Source organism: Streptomyces sp. NPDC002520, from assembly GCF_053595235.1.
In genome coordinates, this window is sequence record NZ_JBSFXG010000009.1 from 128,627 (window position 1) to 142,818 (window position 14,192).

Here is a 14,192-nt window from a genome sequence, read left to right on the forward strand (position 1 = left end):
ATGAACGTTCCGATCACCCTGGCGACGCGGGATCCCTATGCCCGCCTCGCCCGCGGCTGCCGGCCCCGTGGCTGTCGTGCCCCCGCGCGGCGGGTGCACGGGCGGCGGGTCCGCTATGTGATCGGTGACGAACCCGGCCAGGTGAACGGCATGCGATGGCGCCATGATGCGCGCGTGTCACCTGCGGTGAGCTGAACCGTCTCTCCCTGCGAACTCCGGTTGCCTTTGTGGCCTTTTGGTGCACGATGGGGGCACAGCCGGTCCGCCACCGCCGGACTCCGACGTCATGATCGAGTGCCCCCCACGGCGCACCGATCAGGACCGGCGGACCTCGATGGCACCGGTGTCCGTGAGATCTTCGCCCGTTCCCGCCGACCGCGCGGGCGGGCAGGTGGGACAGCACGCCCGAGCACAGCGCGCACGCCAAGCACGTACCCCAAGTCCAGCAACCCGGGGCCAAGCCCCTGCGAGGTATCCGCATGCCCAGCCAGTTCTTCATCCCCGACCCCGAGGGTCAAGTCCCCAGCGCCGAGGGCTACTTCGGCGACTTCGGCGGCAAGTTCATCCCGGAGGCGCTCGTCGCCGCCGTGGACGAGGTCGCCGTCGAGTACGACAAGGCGAAGCACGACCCCGAGTTCGCCCGCGAGCTCGACGACCTGCTCGTCAACTACACCGGCCGGCCCAGCGCCCTCACCGAGGTGTCGCGGTTCGCCGAACACGCCGGTGGCGCTCGGGTGTTCCTCAAGCGCGAGGACCTCAACCACACCGGATCCCACAAGATCAACAACGTGCTCGGGCAGGCCCTGCTCACCAAGCGCATGGGCAAGACCCGCGTCATCGCGGAGACCGGCGCCGGCCAGCACGGCGTCGCCACCGCCACCGCCTGCGCCCTGTTCGGCCTCGACTGCACCATCTACATGGGCGAGATCGACACCCAGCGCCAGGCCCTCAACGTGGCCCGCATGCGCATGCTCGGCGCCGAGGTCGTCGCGGTGAAGTCCGGCAGCCGCACCCTCAAGGACGCCATCAACGAGGCCTTCCGCGACTGGGTCGCCAACGTCGACCGCACCCACTACCTGTTCGGCACGGTCGCAGGCCCGCACCCCTTCCCCGCGATGGTCCGCGACTTCCACCGCGTCATCGGCGTGGAGGCCCGCCGCCAGCTCCTCGAGCGCGCCGGCCGGCTCCCCGACGCCGCGATCGCCTGCGTCGGCGGCGGCTCCAACGCCATCGGCCTCTTCCACGCCTTCATCCCCGACGCGGACGTCCGCCTGATCGGCTGCGAGCCGGCCGGGCACGGCGTGGAGACCGGCGAGCACGCGGCCACCCTGACCGCGGGCGAGCCCGGCATCCTGCACGGCTCCCGCTCCTACGTCCTGCAGGACGAGGAGGGCCAGATCACCGAGCCGTACTCGATCTCGGCCGGCCTCGACTACCCGGGCATCGGCCCCGAGCACTCCTACCTCAAGGACAGCGGCCGCGCCGAGTACCGTGCGGTCACCGACGACGCCGCCATGCAGGCGCTGCGCCTGCTGTCGCGCACCGAGGGCATCATCCCGGCCATCGAGAGCGCGCACGCCCTGGCCGGTGCCCTGGAGGTCGGCAAGGAGCTGGGCAAGGACGGCCTGATCGTCGTCAACCTCTCCGGCCGCGGCGACAAGGACATGGACACCGCCGCCCGCTACTTCGGTCTCTACGACACGGCCGCCGACGCCGAGGTGGCCGCCAACGAAGCCGACACCGCCGAGATCGAGGGGGACGCCAAGTGAGCGGGAACATTCAGCTGCTGTCCGACACCCTCGCCGCCGCCAAGGCGGAGGGCCGGGCCGCGCTCATCGCCTACCTCCCGGCCGGGTTCCCGACCGTGGACGGCGGCATCGAGGCGATCAAGGCCGTCTTCGACGGCGGTGCCGACATCGTCGAGGTGGGCCTGCCGCACAGCGACCCCGTCCTCGACGGCCCCGTGATCCAGACCGCGGACGACATCGCCCTGCGCGGCGGAGTCAAGATCGCGGACGTCATGCGCACCGTCCGCGAGGCGCACGAGGCCACCGGCAAGCCGGTCCTCGTGATGACGTACTGGAACCCCATCGACCGCTACGGCGTGGAGCGCTTCACCGCCGAACTGGCCGACGCGGGCGGCGCGGGCTGCATCCTGCCCGACCTGCCGGTCCAGGAGTCCGCCCTGTGGCGGGAGCACGCCGAGAAGCACGGACTCGGCACGGTCTTCGTCGTCGCCCCCAGCAGCAAGGACGAGCGGCTCGCCCGGATCACCGCGGCCGGCAGCGGCTTCGTCTACGCCGCCTCGCTGATGGGTGTCACCGGCACCCGCGAGTCCGTCGGCGCGCAGGCCCAGGACCTGGTGGAGCGCACCCGCGCCACCGGCACCGGCCTGCCCGTCTGCGTCGGCCTCGGCGTCTCCGACGCGACCCAGGCCGCCGAGGTCGCCGGCTTCGCCGACGGCGTCATCGTCGGCTCGGCGTTCGTGAAGCGGATGCTGGACGCCGCCGACCACGCAACCGGGATCGAGCAGGTCCGCGCCCTCGCCGGGGACCTCGCGAAGGGTGTCCGCCGACAGGCGTAACCCCTCCGACGTACCGTCACCATCTGCTCACCGACCGTCACTTTTCCCTGGCAGGGCATGTGGTCACTCGAACGGGTGGACCTCCGGCCGGGGAGGCGCGCAGCGCCTCCCCGGTTCGTTCTGGGGGTGTGAGCGAGAAGAACCGTGACGGAAAGCGCACCGCCCGGGAGCGGCTGGCGGCGGAGCGCGAGAAACAGAAGTCCGCGGACAAGCGACGACGCGCGCTGATCGTGGGCGGTGGTGTCGTCTGCGTCCTCGGGCTCGCGGCGGTGATCGGCGTGATCGCCGCCAACGCGGGCAAGGACAAGGGCAAGAACAACGAGGGCCCGGTCGTGGCACCCTCGGGCGCGCAGGGCAAGGACAGCCTCGCGATCCCGGTCGGCAAGGACGGCGCCAAGGCGACGCTCACGGTCTGGGAGGACTTCCGCTGCCCGGCCTGCCAGAACTTCGAGACGCGGTACCGCCCGGTGCTCCACGAACTGGTCGACTCCGGCAAGCTCCGCATCGAATACCACCTGGTCCGGCTGATCGACGGCAACCTCGGCGGCACCGGCTCGCTGCGCGCGGCCAACGCGGCGGCCTGCGCCCAGAGCGCCGGAAAGTTCCGCGACTACCACGACGTGCTCTACGAGAACCAGCCGTCGGAGCTCGACGACGCCTTCGCCAACGACGCGAAGCTGATCGAGCTGGCCGGCAAGGTGAAGGGTCTGGACACCCCGGCGTTCCAGAAGTGCGTCAAGGGCGGCACCCACTACAGCTGGGTGAACAAGTCCCACCAGGCCTTCAAGGCCGGTCAATTCCACGGGACGCCCACGGTGCTGTTCGGCGGCAAGAACATCTACCAGGACCAGACGCTGACGCCGGACAAGCTCAAGCAGATGGTGGAGGCCGCCCAAGGGTGAGCGGGATTCTCACCCGCCCGTTATGGACCCGTAGCCGGGCTGCCCGCCGTCCTCGGTGCCCGGCACGGTAGCGTCGACCTTGCCATGGAACTTGCCTACATTCCCAGCCCGTCGCACGGGGTCTGGAACCTCGGTCCCATTCCGCTGCGCGCCTACGCGTTCTGCATCATCGCCGGCGTCTTCATTGCCGTCTGGCTCGGCAACAAGCGCTGGATCGCCCGCGGCGGGCGGTCCGGCACGGTCGCCGACATCGCGGTCTGGGCGGTGCCCTTCGGCCTCGTCGGCGGCCGCCTCTATCACGTGATCACGGACTACGAGCTGTACTTCAGCGAGGGCCGTGACTGGGTGAACGCCTTCAAGGTGTGGGAGGGCGGCCTGGGCATCTGGGGCGCGATCGCCCTGGGCGCCGTGGGCGCGTGGATCGGCTGTCGGCGCCGGGGCATCCCGCTGCCCGCGTACGCCGACGCCATCGCCCCGGGCATCGCCTTCGCGCAGGCCATCGGCCGCTGGGGCAACTGGTTCAACCAGGAGCTGTACGGGCGCGAGACGCATCTTCCGTGGGCGCTGCACATCACCTCCTCCGAGGGCGGCCGGGTGCCGGGCTACTACCACCCGACCTTCCTCTACGAGTCCCTGTGGTGCATCGGCGTCGCCCTCCTGGTCATCTGGGCCGACCGCCGCTTCACCCTCGGCCACGGGCGGGCCTTCGCCCTGTACGTCGCCGCGTACTGCGTGGGCCGTGGCTGGATCGAGTACATGCGCGTCGACGACGCCCACCACATCCTCGGCCTGCGCCTCAACGACTGGACCGCGCTGATCGTCTTCCTGCTGGCGGTCGTCTACATCGTGATCTCCGCGAAGAAGCGCCCGGGCCGCGAGGCCGTGGTGGAACCGGCGGCCGTCTCCGAGAGTGCCTCCGGCGACGAGGCGGCGGAGACCGAGGCCGACGACGCGGCCAAGGGCGAGGACACGGCCGAGGACAAGGGCGTGGACATGGACAAGCCCAAGGCCGAGCCGGAGCCGGATCCCGGCCCCGAGCCCGCATCGGACTCCGCGGCGGAGCCGAAGGACGAGACCGAGTCGGCGACCAAGAAGAGCTGACACCTGCCGTACGACACAGAGGGCGCCCGGAATTCCTCCGGGCGCCCTCCGCGCATGTGAGCCCGGGAGCGGAGGCGAGTTCGCGGTCGCCCCTCTCCTGGTCGTCTCACCCCCTCCGGGTCAGGGAGAGGGTTCGCTGGGCCATCGTCACCACCGCCGCGTCGATGAAGCGGCCGTCGGGGAGGGCCTGGGCGCCTTCGTTGGTGGCGGCGGCCTTGATGATGGTTTCGGCGTGCTCGATCTCGGAGGAGGTGGGGAGGTAGGCCCGCTCGATCACCGGGAGCTGGCGGGGGTGGATCGCCGCGCGGCCGAGGAAGCCCAGGGTGCGGCCGCGGGCGCAGGAGGTGGCCAGGCCGTCCAGGTCGCGGATGTCGGGGTGGACGGACTGGGACGGTGGAGCGAGGCCGGCCGCGCGGGCGGCGACGACCACGCGGGAGCGGGACCAGTCGAGACCGGCGTCGGCCCGTACGCCCAGGTCGGCGCGGAGGTCGGCCTCGCCGAGGGAGACGCCCCGCAGGGACGGGTGGGCCGAGGCGATGGCATAGGCGCGTTCGATGCCGAGGGCCGACTCCAGCAGGGCGTAGAGGGGGAGGGGAGTGGCCGTGGCCACGTGTCGTACCTGGTCGGGGGAGGCCACTTTGGGCAGTCGCAGCCCGGACAGGCCGGGCAGCCGTGCGAGGCGGGCCAGGTCCGCTGCCGCCCAGTCGGTGTCGAGGGAGTTCACGCGGACGTGGACCGGGACCGGCTGAGGGTCGGCGAGGAGCTCCGCGGTGGCCTCGCGGGCGTACTCCTTGCGGTCGGGGGCGACCGCGTCCTCCAGGTCGATCACCACCACGTCCGCGCCCGCGACCAGCGCCTTGGCCACCACGTGCGGGCGATCGCCCGGGACGTAGAGCCAGGTCAGCGGCAACGGCGTCACAGGGCACCCTCCTCGCGCAGGGCGTCCAGCTCGGCCGGCGTGAGACCCAGCTCCGTGAGCACCGCCTCCGTGTCGGCACCGTGCGGCCGGCCCGCCCAGCGGATCGCGCCGGGCGTCGCGGAGAGGCGGAAGAGGACGTTCTGCATCCGCAGAGGGCCCAGCTCGGGGTCGTCGACCGTGGTGACCGAGTCCAGGGCCTGGTACTGAGGATCCTCCAGCACGTCCCGCACGTCCTGGACCGGGGCCACCGCCGCCTCCGCCTTGTCGAAGGCCGCGAGGACCTCGTCCCGGGTCCGGGCCCCGACCCAGGCGCCGACCGCCGCGTCCAGCACATCGGCGTGCGCGGCACGCTCCGCGCCCGTGGCGAACCACGGCTCCTCGATCAGCTCCGGCCGCCCCACCAGCCGCATCACCCGCTCGGCCACCGACTGCGCGGACGTGGAGACGGCGACCCACTGGCCGTCGGCGGTGCGGTAAGTGTTGCGCGGGGCGTTGTTCGCGGACCGGTTGCCGGTGCGCTCCTGGACGTAGCCGAGCTGGTCGTACCAGGTGGGCTGGGGGCCGATGACCGCCAGGATCGGCTCGATGATCGCCATGTCCACGACCTGGCCCTCGCCGGTCCGCTCCCGGGCGGCCAGGGCTGTCAGCACGGCGTACGCCGTCGCCAGCGCCGCGATCGAGTCCGCCAGCCCGAACGGCGGAAGCGTAGGAGGCGAGTCCGGTTCGCCGGTGAGGGCCGCGAAGCCGCTCATCGCCTCGGCGAGGGTGCCGAATCCGGGCCGGTGGGCGTACGGGCCGAACTGGCCGAAGGCCGTGACCCGGGCGAGGATCAGCCGTGGGTTGGCGGCGGACAGCTCCGCCCAGCCAAGGTCCCACTTCTCCAGCGTGCCGGGCCGGAAGTTCTCGATCACCACGTCGGCGGAGGCGGCGAGCCGCAGCAGCGTGGCACGGCCACCCGGCTTGGACAGGTCGAGGGTGACCGTGCGCTTGTTGCGGCCGAGCACCTTCCACCACAGGCCGACCCCGTGCTTGGCCGGACCGTGTCCCCGGGACGGGTCGGGGCGGCCCGGATGCTCCACCTTGATCACCTCGGCGCCGAAGTCGCCGAGCTGCGTGGCGGCCAGGGGGCCGGCGAAGAGGGTGGCCAGGTCCAGGACCCGCAGACCGTCGAGGGGCTGGGGGCGTGGGGCGTTCACAGGGGGACTCACGGACGTGTTCATGCGGTGTACTGCGCCTCGATCTCCGGGCGGTACGGCATCGACACCGACGCGCCTTCCCGCTGTACGGACAGCGCCGCCGCCGCGGCGGCCCAGGACAGTGCCTCCCGTACCGGCTTCTCCTCGGCGAGGGCGACCGCGAGCGCGCCCACGAAGGTGTCGCCCGCGCCCGTCGAGTCCACCGCCGTCACCTGGGGCGCGGGCACCAACAGCGGCTCGGAGGTGCCCCGGGACCGGTACAGGCTGCCGGCCGCGCCCAGGGTGACGACGACCTCCGGCACCACGTCCAGCAGCGCGCCGGCCGCCTCGCGCGGGTCGGTGCGGCCGGTGAGCGTGACCGCCTCGTACTCGTTGGCCACCAACAGCTCGGTCGCTTCGAAGAGTTCGGGCGGCAACGGCTGGGCCGGGGAGGGCGTGAGCACCGTACGGACACCCTGCCGGCGGGCGGCCTCGGCGCCCGCGACGACCGCGGCCATCGGGATCTCCAGTTGCAGCAGCAGGGCGTCGGCGGAGGCGATCACCCCCTCGTCACCGGGGGAGAGGTGGTCGACGGTGCCGTTCGCGCCCGGGACGACGACGATCGCGTTGCCGCCCTCGTCGTCCACCACGATGTGCGCGGTGCCGGACGGGCCCTCGACCGTGCGCAGGGAGTCGGTGTCCACACCGGAGTGTTCGAGGGTGTCGCGCAGCCGGACCCCGTACGCGTCGTTGCCGACCGCGCCGATCATCGACACCGTGGCGCCGGCGCGGGCGGCGGCGATCGCCTGGTTCGCGCCCTTGCCGCCGGGGATCGTACGGAACTCCCGCCCCGTCACGGTCTCGCCGCGCTGCGGAGCCTTGCTGACATAGGTGACGAGGTCCATGTTCGTGCTGCCGAGGACGGCGATATGGGTCATGGGCGGGTCGCCTCCAGGTGGGTGAGGTGGGCGAGGGTGTCGAAGCCGGTGCCGTCGAAGTCGGCGACGGTGGTGGCGAGCCGGTTCTTCAGCGGGGCCGACCAGCGCTCGGGCAGCGCGTCGGGAGTGCCGGTGAGGAGGCCGACGACGCTGCCGGCGGTCGCGCCGTTGGAATCGGTGTCCCAGCCGCCGGACACCGCACGGCAGACGGAGCCGGAGAAGTCGCCGTCGGCGTGTGCGAGAGCGGCCGTGATCAGGGCGGTGTTGGGGACGGCGTGCACCCAGTGGTGGGTGGGGCCGTGAACGGCGTGCAGCGCGTTCACGACGTCGTCGAAGTCCGCGTGCTCCTCGGCCAGTCGCAGGGCGTGGCCGACGGCCCGCGCCAGCCGGGAGCGGGCCGGGACCACGGTACGGCCGGTGCGCAGGCAGGCGTGGACGTCCTGGGTGCCGGTGGCCGCGGCGGCGATGACGGCGGCCGTGAACATCGCCGCGTAGACGCCGTTGGCGGTGTGGGTGAGGGTCGCGTCGCGGTACGCCTGTTCGGCGGCGGCCGCCGGGTCGCCCGGGTTGGTCCAGCCGTGGACGTCGGCGCGGATCAGGGCGCCGATCCATTCCCGGAACGGGTTGCGGTGGCGGGCGGTGTGCGGGGGTTCGATGCCGCACAGGAGGTTGCGGTGGGCGATGCGTTCGGCGGTGAAGGTGCGGCCGGGCGGGAGTTCGTCGAGCCAGAGCCGGGCCACGTCGGCGGTGGTGAAGGTCCTGCCGTGCCGCCTGAGGAGGAGGAGATTGAGAAGGGGGTAGTTGAGGTCGTCGTCCTCGGGCATGCCGTCGATGTTCTCGGCCAGGGAGGTGGTGGCCGAGCGGCGGTTCCAGGGGTACCGGGCGAGGAGGTCGTCGGGCACGCCTCGGGCGGTGAACCAGGTGGTGAGGGGCCAGTTGCCGGTGGCACGGGCGAGGGCCCGGATGCCGTCGAGGGGGAGCTTCTCGACCGGTTTGCCGAGGAGGCAGCCGACGGCCCGGCCGAGCCAGGCGGCTTCGAAGGCGAGCGGGGACGGCCGGGTGCGGGCGCGTGCGCCGGGCCAGTCCGGACAGGCGGCCTTGATCCGCGTCAGGTCGGTCGGCTCGTCCTCGGCCAGCGTGCTGGGCAGATCGGCCAGTTCGTCCAGGAGGTCCTCGGCCAGGAGGCGCAGGTAGCGCGATGCCCGGCCCGGGGAGGCGCCCGCGCGTTCCGGGGCGCCCAGGCCGCCGGCGGCACGCCAGCGGGCCTCGATCCTCGAGGGTTCGCGGCCGTCCAGACGCGCCTGGCGGAGTTCATGGCCGAGCAGGTCCTCGGGCTGGACCCAGGTCAGTCGGAGCATACGACGCCTCCCAGGGCGCCGAAGGCCCGTTCGTGGGCGCGGCGTCGCCGCACGTCGAGCGCGAAGATCTCGCGGCCGACCGCGGCCAGTTCGCGGGCCGGCGCCCACAGGTCCAGACGGCTCGCCTCGGCCACCGTCTTCGACCAGTCCTCGGGGACCGGTGAGCCGAGGGCGCCCGCGAGGGCGCCGGACATCGTGGCGATCGAGTCGCAGTCGCGGCCGTAGTTGACCGAGCCGAGGACCGCGCGGCGGAAGTCGCCGCCGGAGACCAGCAACATGCCCAGGGCGACGGGGAGTTCCTCGATGGAGTGCAGACGGGAGGGGCGGCGGGCGCCGAGCGAGGGGGCGCGGTAGTCGGGGCCGACCGTGTCGTACGGGGCCACCGCCTCCCGCAGGGGGACCAGGGCCGACTCGAAGTCGCCATGGCCGCGCGCCACTTCGCAGACCTTCTCGACCGCCTCGCGGGTGCCGTCCTTGGCCAGCGACAGGCAGGCCGTCACCACCGAGTCCGGGGTCGCGCCCGGCGCGGCGGCGGCGGCGACGGCCGCGGCGAAGACTCCGGCGGCCTCACGGCCGTACGACGACTGGTGCGCGCCCGCGATGTCCAGCGCCTCGGCGTACGCGGCGGCCGGGTTCGCGGCGTTGACCAGGCCGACGGGAGCCATGTACATCGCCGCGCCGCAGTTGACGATGTTGCCGACGCCCGCTTCCCGGGGATCCACATGACCGTAGGCGAGCCGCGCCACCAGCCACTTCTCGGCGAGGAAGATCCGCTGCAGCGGCAGGGCCTCGGCCTCCAGCTCGGGGATCCAGCGCGGGACGGTCATCAGGTCCGGGACCAGGTGGTCCGCGACGGCGTACGCGTCGAGGTGGTCGCGGACCCGGGCGTAGACCCGGACCAGCGCGTGGGTCATCAAGGTGTCGTCGGTGACGTGGCCGTCGCCCTTGTGGTACGGGGCGATGGGGCGGGCCGTGCGCCAGTCGTCACCGTGCCAGGGGCCGACGACTCCGTGGACGCGGCCGCCGTGGCGGTCGGCGATCTGCTCGGGGGAGTAGCCCTCGACGGGACCGCCGAGGGCGTCGCCGACGGCGGCTCCGACCAGGGCACCGGTGATCCGGTCGTCGAGACCGATCGGGGACGATTCGCCGCTTTCTTCTCCAGTGGGCGTCATGCCCCGAATCATCCTCCTGGTCGGGTCCGTTGCGCGGCTTCCAGGAGCCCGGCGAGTTCCACCAGATCGGTGCCGGTGAGACGGGGCAGCGCGCAGCCGGAGAGGGTGCGGCAGGCGTCCCGCCAGGTGGCCGGGACGGACGCGCCGCCGCCCAGCGCGCCGGTGAGCGCGCCGGCGAGGGCGGGTGCGGAGTCGGCGACCCGGGACAGACAGGCGGCGGCGGGTACCGCCTCGGCGATGCGGCCGCGGGCGGCGGCGGTCAGGGCGAGGGCGACGGGGACCGTCTCGGCGGCGGCGATGCCGTAGCTGTAGACGTGGTCCACGATCTGGTGCTCGAGAAGGGGGACGAGCGCGAAGGCGGTGCCGGTGTCCTCGGCCAGGACGAGCGCGTGGCGGGTGTTGCGGCCGATCTCCGTCTGCGCGGGGAGTTCGGCGAGGGCCGCCGCCACGCAGTCGTCCGTGTCGGAGCCGGCCAGGGCCAGCGCGAGCGCCGCCGCCATCGCGCGGGCGCCGTGCACGCCGTCGCCGTCCTGGGTGTAGCGGGCGTCGAACTCGGCGAGGTCGGCGGCGCGGCGGGGGTCGCCGGGATGGGCCACCGCGAGGACGCAGGCGCGGACGCAGGCCGCGTCGTCGAAGTAGTGCGGGTTGTCGTGGCCGGTGGCGGGCGGGCGCAGGCCGGCGGCGAGGTTGCCGAGCCCGGCGCGGACGGAGATGCGGGCGCGCAGCGGGAGGACGGCGGACTCGATCTCGGGGGCGCGGTCCGCCGCGGCCGCGACCTCGGAGGCCACGGCGGTCCAGGTGAGGTCGATGGCGGCGCGCATACGGCGGTCCCGGCCGAGGTCGCCGAGCGCGTCCTCGTCGCCGGCCCGCAGGACCGCTTCCGCCGCGAAGGCCGCCCACTCGGCGTCGTCGGAGGGGCCGAGGCGGAGGGGCTCGGGAGGCTGGTTGAGCGCGATCGGCACGGGGAGGGTGGTGGTCGCGTTCTGCTCGGCGAAGGTGTCCAGCTCGCGGGTGAGGCGGCGGGTCCACTCGGGCATGCGGGCCGCCCGGTGGCGAGCGGCGGGCCAGCCCGCGGCATCGCCCGCGGCGAGCCCGAGCAGCAGTCCCTCGATACGACGCATCACAACCGACCCTCACTGTCCTGATGCCCCGGGTTCCCGGCGCCAACCAGGCCGCCGCGCCCCCTGGCCCCCCGGCCCTCCGCCCGCCCGTCATCCGGCTCGGTCCGCTGGAAGGCGGACGGCAGGGGCGTGGCCGGCTCGGCCGGCTCGGAGGCGGACGGGGGCGCCTGGGCGGGCCTGCGGGCGGGTCGTTCGGTGACCGGGACCGGGGAGGCGGGCGTGAGAGGGGAGTCGGTCCCAAGGGGGGTGGGTGGCAGTGGCGAGGTGGGCTCGGCGGCCGGCTCGCCGGGTAGGCGGTCGGCCGGCGGCGGGGGCGTCGGCTCGGCCGGTCGGGAGGGCGGCCGGAGAAGCGCCGGGTGCCGCGCCGTCTCCTGCCCGGACGGTCCGACCGCCTCCAGCGCCGCGCCGGCCTCCACCGCCTCCGCCGCCGCAATCGGAACTGTCGCCTCCCGCGGCCCACCGGCCCCGGCCACCTCTGCGGCAGCACGTGCCCCGATCGCCGCCGGCGCCCCACGCGCTCCCTCCAGTTCGAGATCCCGTACGGCGATCGGCAGGGAATCCGGCATCACCAGCCCCTCCCCCCACTTGCCCCCCTCCTCCGGTACCAGCAGCTCCGCCACGTCCAGGACGTGATGGCCGGCCATCGACGGCAGGCAGCGTCCGCGCGCCGGGCCGATGGCGGCGGCCCAGTGGGCGGGGATGGCGGAGATGCCCTGGGTGGCGCCGGCCAGGGCGCCCGCGACGGCCGCCGTGGTGTCGGCGTCGCGGCCCATGTTGACCGCGGTGAGGACGGCGTCGCGGAAGTCGCCGTCGGCCGCCGCGTACGCGCCGAAGGCGAGGGCGACGGCCTCGGGAGCCAGGTCGGTCCAGGGGTAGCCGCCGATGACCACGGCGGAGCGGACCGCGCGTTCGCCCCGGTGGGCCACGGCGACGGCGCGGCGCAGGGAGCGGGCCGTCCAGGAGTCCTCGGGGACGGCGGCGAGGGCGGCGGCGACGACCACGGGCGGGGACGCCCCCGCCATCGCCGCGGCGACGCCGGCCGCGACCGCCTGGCCGCCGTAGATGCCCTCGCCCTCGTGGCTGACCGAGCCGTCGACGGCCACCAGGCGGGCGGCCTCGGCCGGGCGTCCGGCGGCGAAGACCCCGAAGGGCGCCGCCCGCATCGCCAGGCCGTCGCTCCAGGCGTGCCGGTGCTGGGCGGAGATGGGGGCGGCGAGGCCCCGCCGGAGGTTCTCCAGCGTGCCGCGCTCGCTGAAGCCCGCGCCGCGGAAGGGGCCCTCCGCCCGGTCGGCGATCCACTCGTGCCAGGCCGCCTCGACATGCGCGGGGGTGAGGGCCGAGCCGTGCCGGGCCAGCAGCAGCCCGGAGAAGATCGCGTACTCGGTGTCGTCCGTGCCCGACGGGCGCTCGCTCACGTACCCGGTGATGCGGCCCCAGCGGGCGCGGATCTCGGAGGGCCGGAGGTTCTCCGCGGGCGCCCCGAGCGCGTCGCCGACGGCCAGGCCGAGCAGTGCGCCGCGCGCCCGCTCCCGCAGTCCGGCCGAGTCCCCGGGCGCCGGTGCCGACGCCGGGGGAGTGCACGCGATCGATGCCATGGACGCCTCTCCTTCAGCGAGGGCCGCGAGGCCCTGTGCGCGCGAGGCCCTTTGCGGATGTCTCCCACACAAGCGCCGCACACCTTCCTCCGGTGGCCCAGCGTCACCCGCTCGGCATCTGAGCAGCTGTCGGCACGGATGAGCAAAGAAGGTAAAGCCGCAGGTTAGCTCAGCCTTTCCTTGCTGGCACGAGCGACGCGATGGACGTACATTCGGTGTAGTCGAAAAGTAGAACGCGTCCAAAGTTAGCTTTGGCTAAGCTTCCTGGAGATCCCGCATGGCCATCATCGAAACCGAGGCGGCGCTGCACGCGGCGCACCGCGACAACCACACCCACCGGGATGTCAACGGCGGCTGGCTGCGCCCCGCCGTCTTCGGTGCCATGGACGGCCTGGTCTCCAACCTCGCCCTGATGACGGGTGTCGCCGGCGGTTCCGTCGGCCAGCAGACCATTGTGATCACCGGGCTCGCGGGTCTCGCGGCCGGTGCCTTCTCCATGGCGGCCGGTGAGTACACCTCCGTCGCCTCGCAGCGCGAACTCGTCGAGGCCGAACTCGACGTCGAGCGCCGTGAACTGCGCAAGCACCCCCAGGACGAGGAGGACGAGCTGGCGGCGCTCTACGCGGCCCGCGGGGTCGAGCCCGCGCTGGCCCGTGAGGTCGCCCGGCAGCTGTCCAGGGATCCCGAGCAGGCGCTGGAGATCCACGCCCGCGAGGAGCTGGGCATCGACCCCGGTGACCTGCCGTCGCCGCTGGTCGCGGCCGTGTCGTCGTTCGGGTCCTTCGCGCTGGGCGCCCTGCTGCCCGTCCTGCCGTACCTGCTGGGCGCGACCGTCCTGTGGCCGGCCGTCCTCCTCGCGCTCGCCGGGCTCTTCGGCTGCGGTGCGGTGGTGGCCAAGGTGACCGCGCGGACCTGGTGGTACAGCGGACTGAGGCAGCTCGCGCTCGGCGGTGCGGCGGCCGGTGTGACGTTCGCCCTGGGCAGCCTGTTCGGAACCGCCGTAGGATGACGCGAGTGGATCTTATGCGTCGGGCCGCATGAGTCGCCGTTACTCGCTGGTTTCGAATACGTAATCATCGGGCATGAGCCGTAAGCGCTGTGGGCAACGACGCCTGTGGTGCACGCACGGGACGGGCGAAGGCGCCCCTCCCGCCCCCCTCTCGGGCCGACCGGCACTGATCTGATCGATCTCGTCCGGTTCGGTCCCCCTCATACTTCCGGCCGCCGAACGCGGCGCCCTGCCGTGACCCCACGGCACCCGCCGTCACCCGTACGGCGTCCGCATGCTGGAACGGAGTATCCGGTTCCCGGGAAACGATCCATCATG

At 73.4% G+C, this 14,192-nt stretch carries 12 protein-coding genes and 1 pseudogene; 6 read left to right on the forward strand and 7 right to left on the reverse strand.

The annotated features are described in order from the left end of the window. From trpM to lgt, 5 genes are all read left to right on the forward strand, one after another. A complete protein-coding gene (gene trpM, locus ACWD5D_RS15605) occupies positions 1-195 on the forward strand; it encodes a tryptophan biosynthesis modulator TrpM (RefSeq protein ID WP_451373217.1) in 195 nt (64 codons plus the stop codon). A 284-nt stretch (positions 196-479) separates the two neighbouring features. After that, positions 480-1,769, forward strand: coding sequence for a tryptophan synthase subunit beta (gene trpB, locus ACWD5D_RS15610; RefSeq protein WP_451373218.1), 1,290 nt, complete (start codon positions 480-482; stop codon positions 1,767-1,769). Beyond that, entirely contained in the window at positions 1,766-2,584 is an 819-nt protein-coding gene (gene trpA / locus ACWD5D_RS15615) for a tryptophan synthase subunit alpha (protein ID WP_451373219.1), read from the forward strand. Before trpB ends, trpA begins: the two co-directional genes overlap by 4 nt. A gap of 128 nt (positions 2,585-2,712) precedes the next feature. Next, a complete protein-coding gene (locus ACWD5D_RS15620; protein WP_451373220.1) occupies positions 2,713-3,486 on the forward strand; it encodes a DsbA family protein in 774 nt (257 codons plus the stop codon). Positions 3,487-3,570: 84 nt separating this feature from the next. After that, the gene (gene lgt, locus ACWD5D_RS15625) at positions 3,571-4,587 is read left to right on the forward strand and encodes a prolipoprotein diacylglyceryl transferase (RefSeq protein WP_451373221.1); all 1,017 of its coding nucleotides are present in this window, start codon (positions 3,571-3,573) and stop codon (positions 4,585-4,587) included. A 106-nt stretch (positions 4,588-4,693) separates the two neighbouring features. Here lgt and ACWD5D_RS15630 read toward each other — a convergent pair whose 3' ends face one another. The 7 genes and pseudogenes from ACWD5D_RS15630 to ACWD5D_RS15660 all read right to left on the reverse strand — a co-directional run. Continuing rightward, a complete protein-coding gene (locus tag ACWD5D_RS15630) occupies positions 4,694-5,506 on the reverse strand; it encodes an HpcH/HpaI aldolase/citrate lyase family protein (protein WP_451373222.1) in 813 nt (270 codons plus the stop codon). Then, positions 5,503-6,726, reverse strand: a complete 1,224-nt coding sequence (locus ACWD5D_RS15635; protein WP_451373223.1) for a CaiB/BaiF CoA transferase family protein — start codon at positions 6,724-6,726, stop codon at positions 5,503-5,505. The genes ACWD5D_RS15630 and ACWD5D_RS15635 overlap by 4 nt, the downstream gene beginning before the upstream one ends. Next, entirely contained in the window at positions 6,723-7,619 is an 897-nt protein-coding gene (rbsK, locus tag ACWD5D_RS15640; protein ID WP_451373224.1) for a ribokinase, read from the reverse strand. The genes ACWD5D_RS15635 and rbsK overlap by 4 nt, the downstream gene beginning before the upstream one ends. Further along, positions 7,616-8,977, reverse strand: coding sequence for an ADP-ribosylglycohydrolase family protein (locus ACWD5D_RS15645; RefSeq protein WP_451373225.1), 1,362 nt, complete (start codon positions 8,975-8,977; stop codon positions 7,616-7,618). Before ACWD5D_RS15645 ends, rbsK begins: the two co-directional genes overlap by 4 nt. Beyond that, positions 8,965-10,149, reverse strand: coding sequence for an ADP-ribosylglycohydrolase family protein (locus ACWD5D_RS15650; protein WP_451373226.1), 1,185 nt, complete (start codon positions 10,147-10,149; stop codon positions 8,965-8,967). The genes ACWD5D_RS15645 and ACWD5D_RS15650 overlap by 13 nt, the downstream gene beginning before the upstream one ends. An 8-nt stretch (positions 10,150-10,157) precedes the next feature. Further along, positions 10,158-11,270, reverse strand: a complete 1,113-nt coding sequence (locus ACWD5D_RS15655) for an ADP-ribosylglycohydrolase family protein (protein WP_451373227.1) — start codon at positions 11,268-11,270, stop codon at positions 10,158-10,160. A gap of 578 nt (positions 11,271-11,848) precedes the next feature. Beyond that, a pseudogene (locus ACWD5D_RS15660) lies at positions 11,849-12,865 on the reverse strand (ADP-ribosylglycohydrolase family protein); the annotation flags it as partial. 277 nt (positions 12,866-13,142) lie between these two features. Here ACWD5D_RS15660 and ACWD5D_RS15665 point away from each other — a divergent pair. Further along, positions 13,143-13,874 (forward strand): VIT1/CCC1 transporter family protein, encoded by a 732-nt coding sequence (locus ACWD5D_RS15665; RefSeq protein ID WP_451373228.1) that lies wholly within the window; start codon positions 13,143-13,145, stop codon positions 13,872-13,874. The last annotated feature ends 318 nt before the right edge of the window (positions 13,875-14,192 follow it).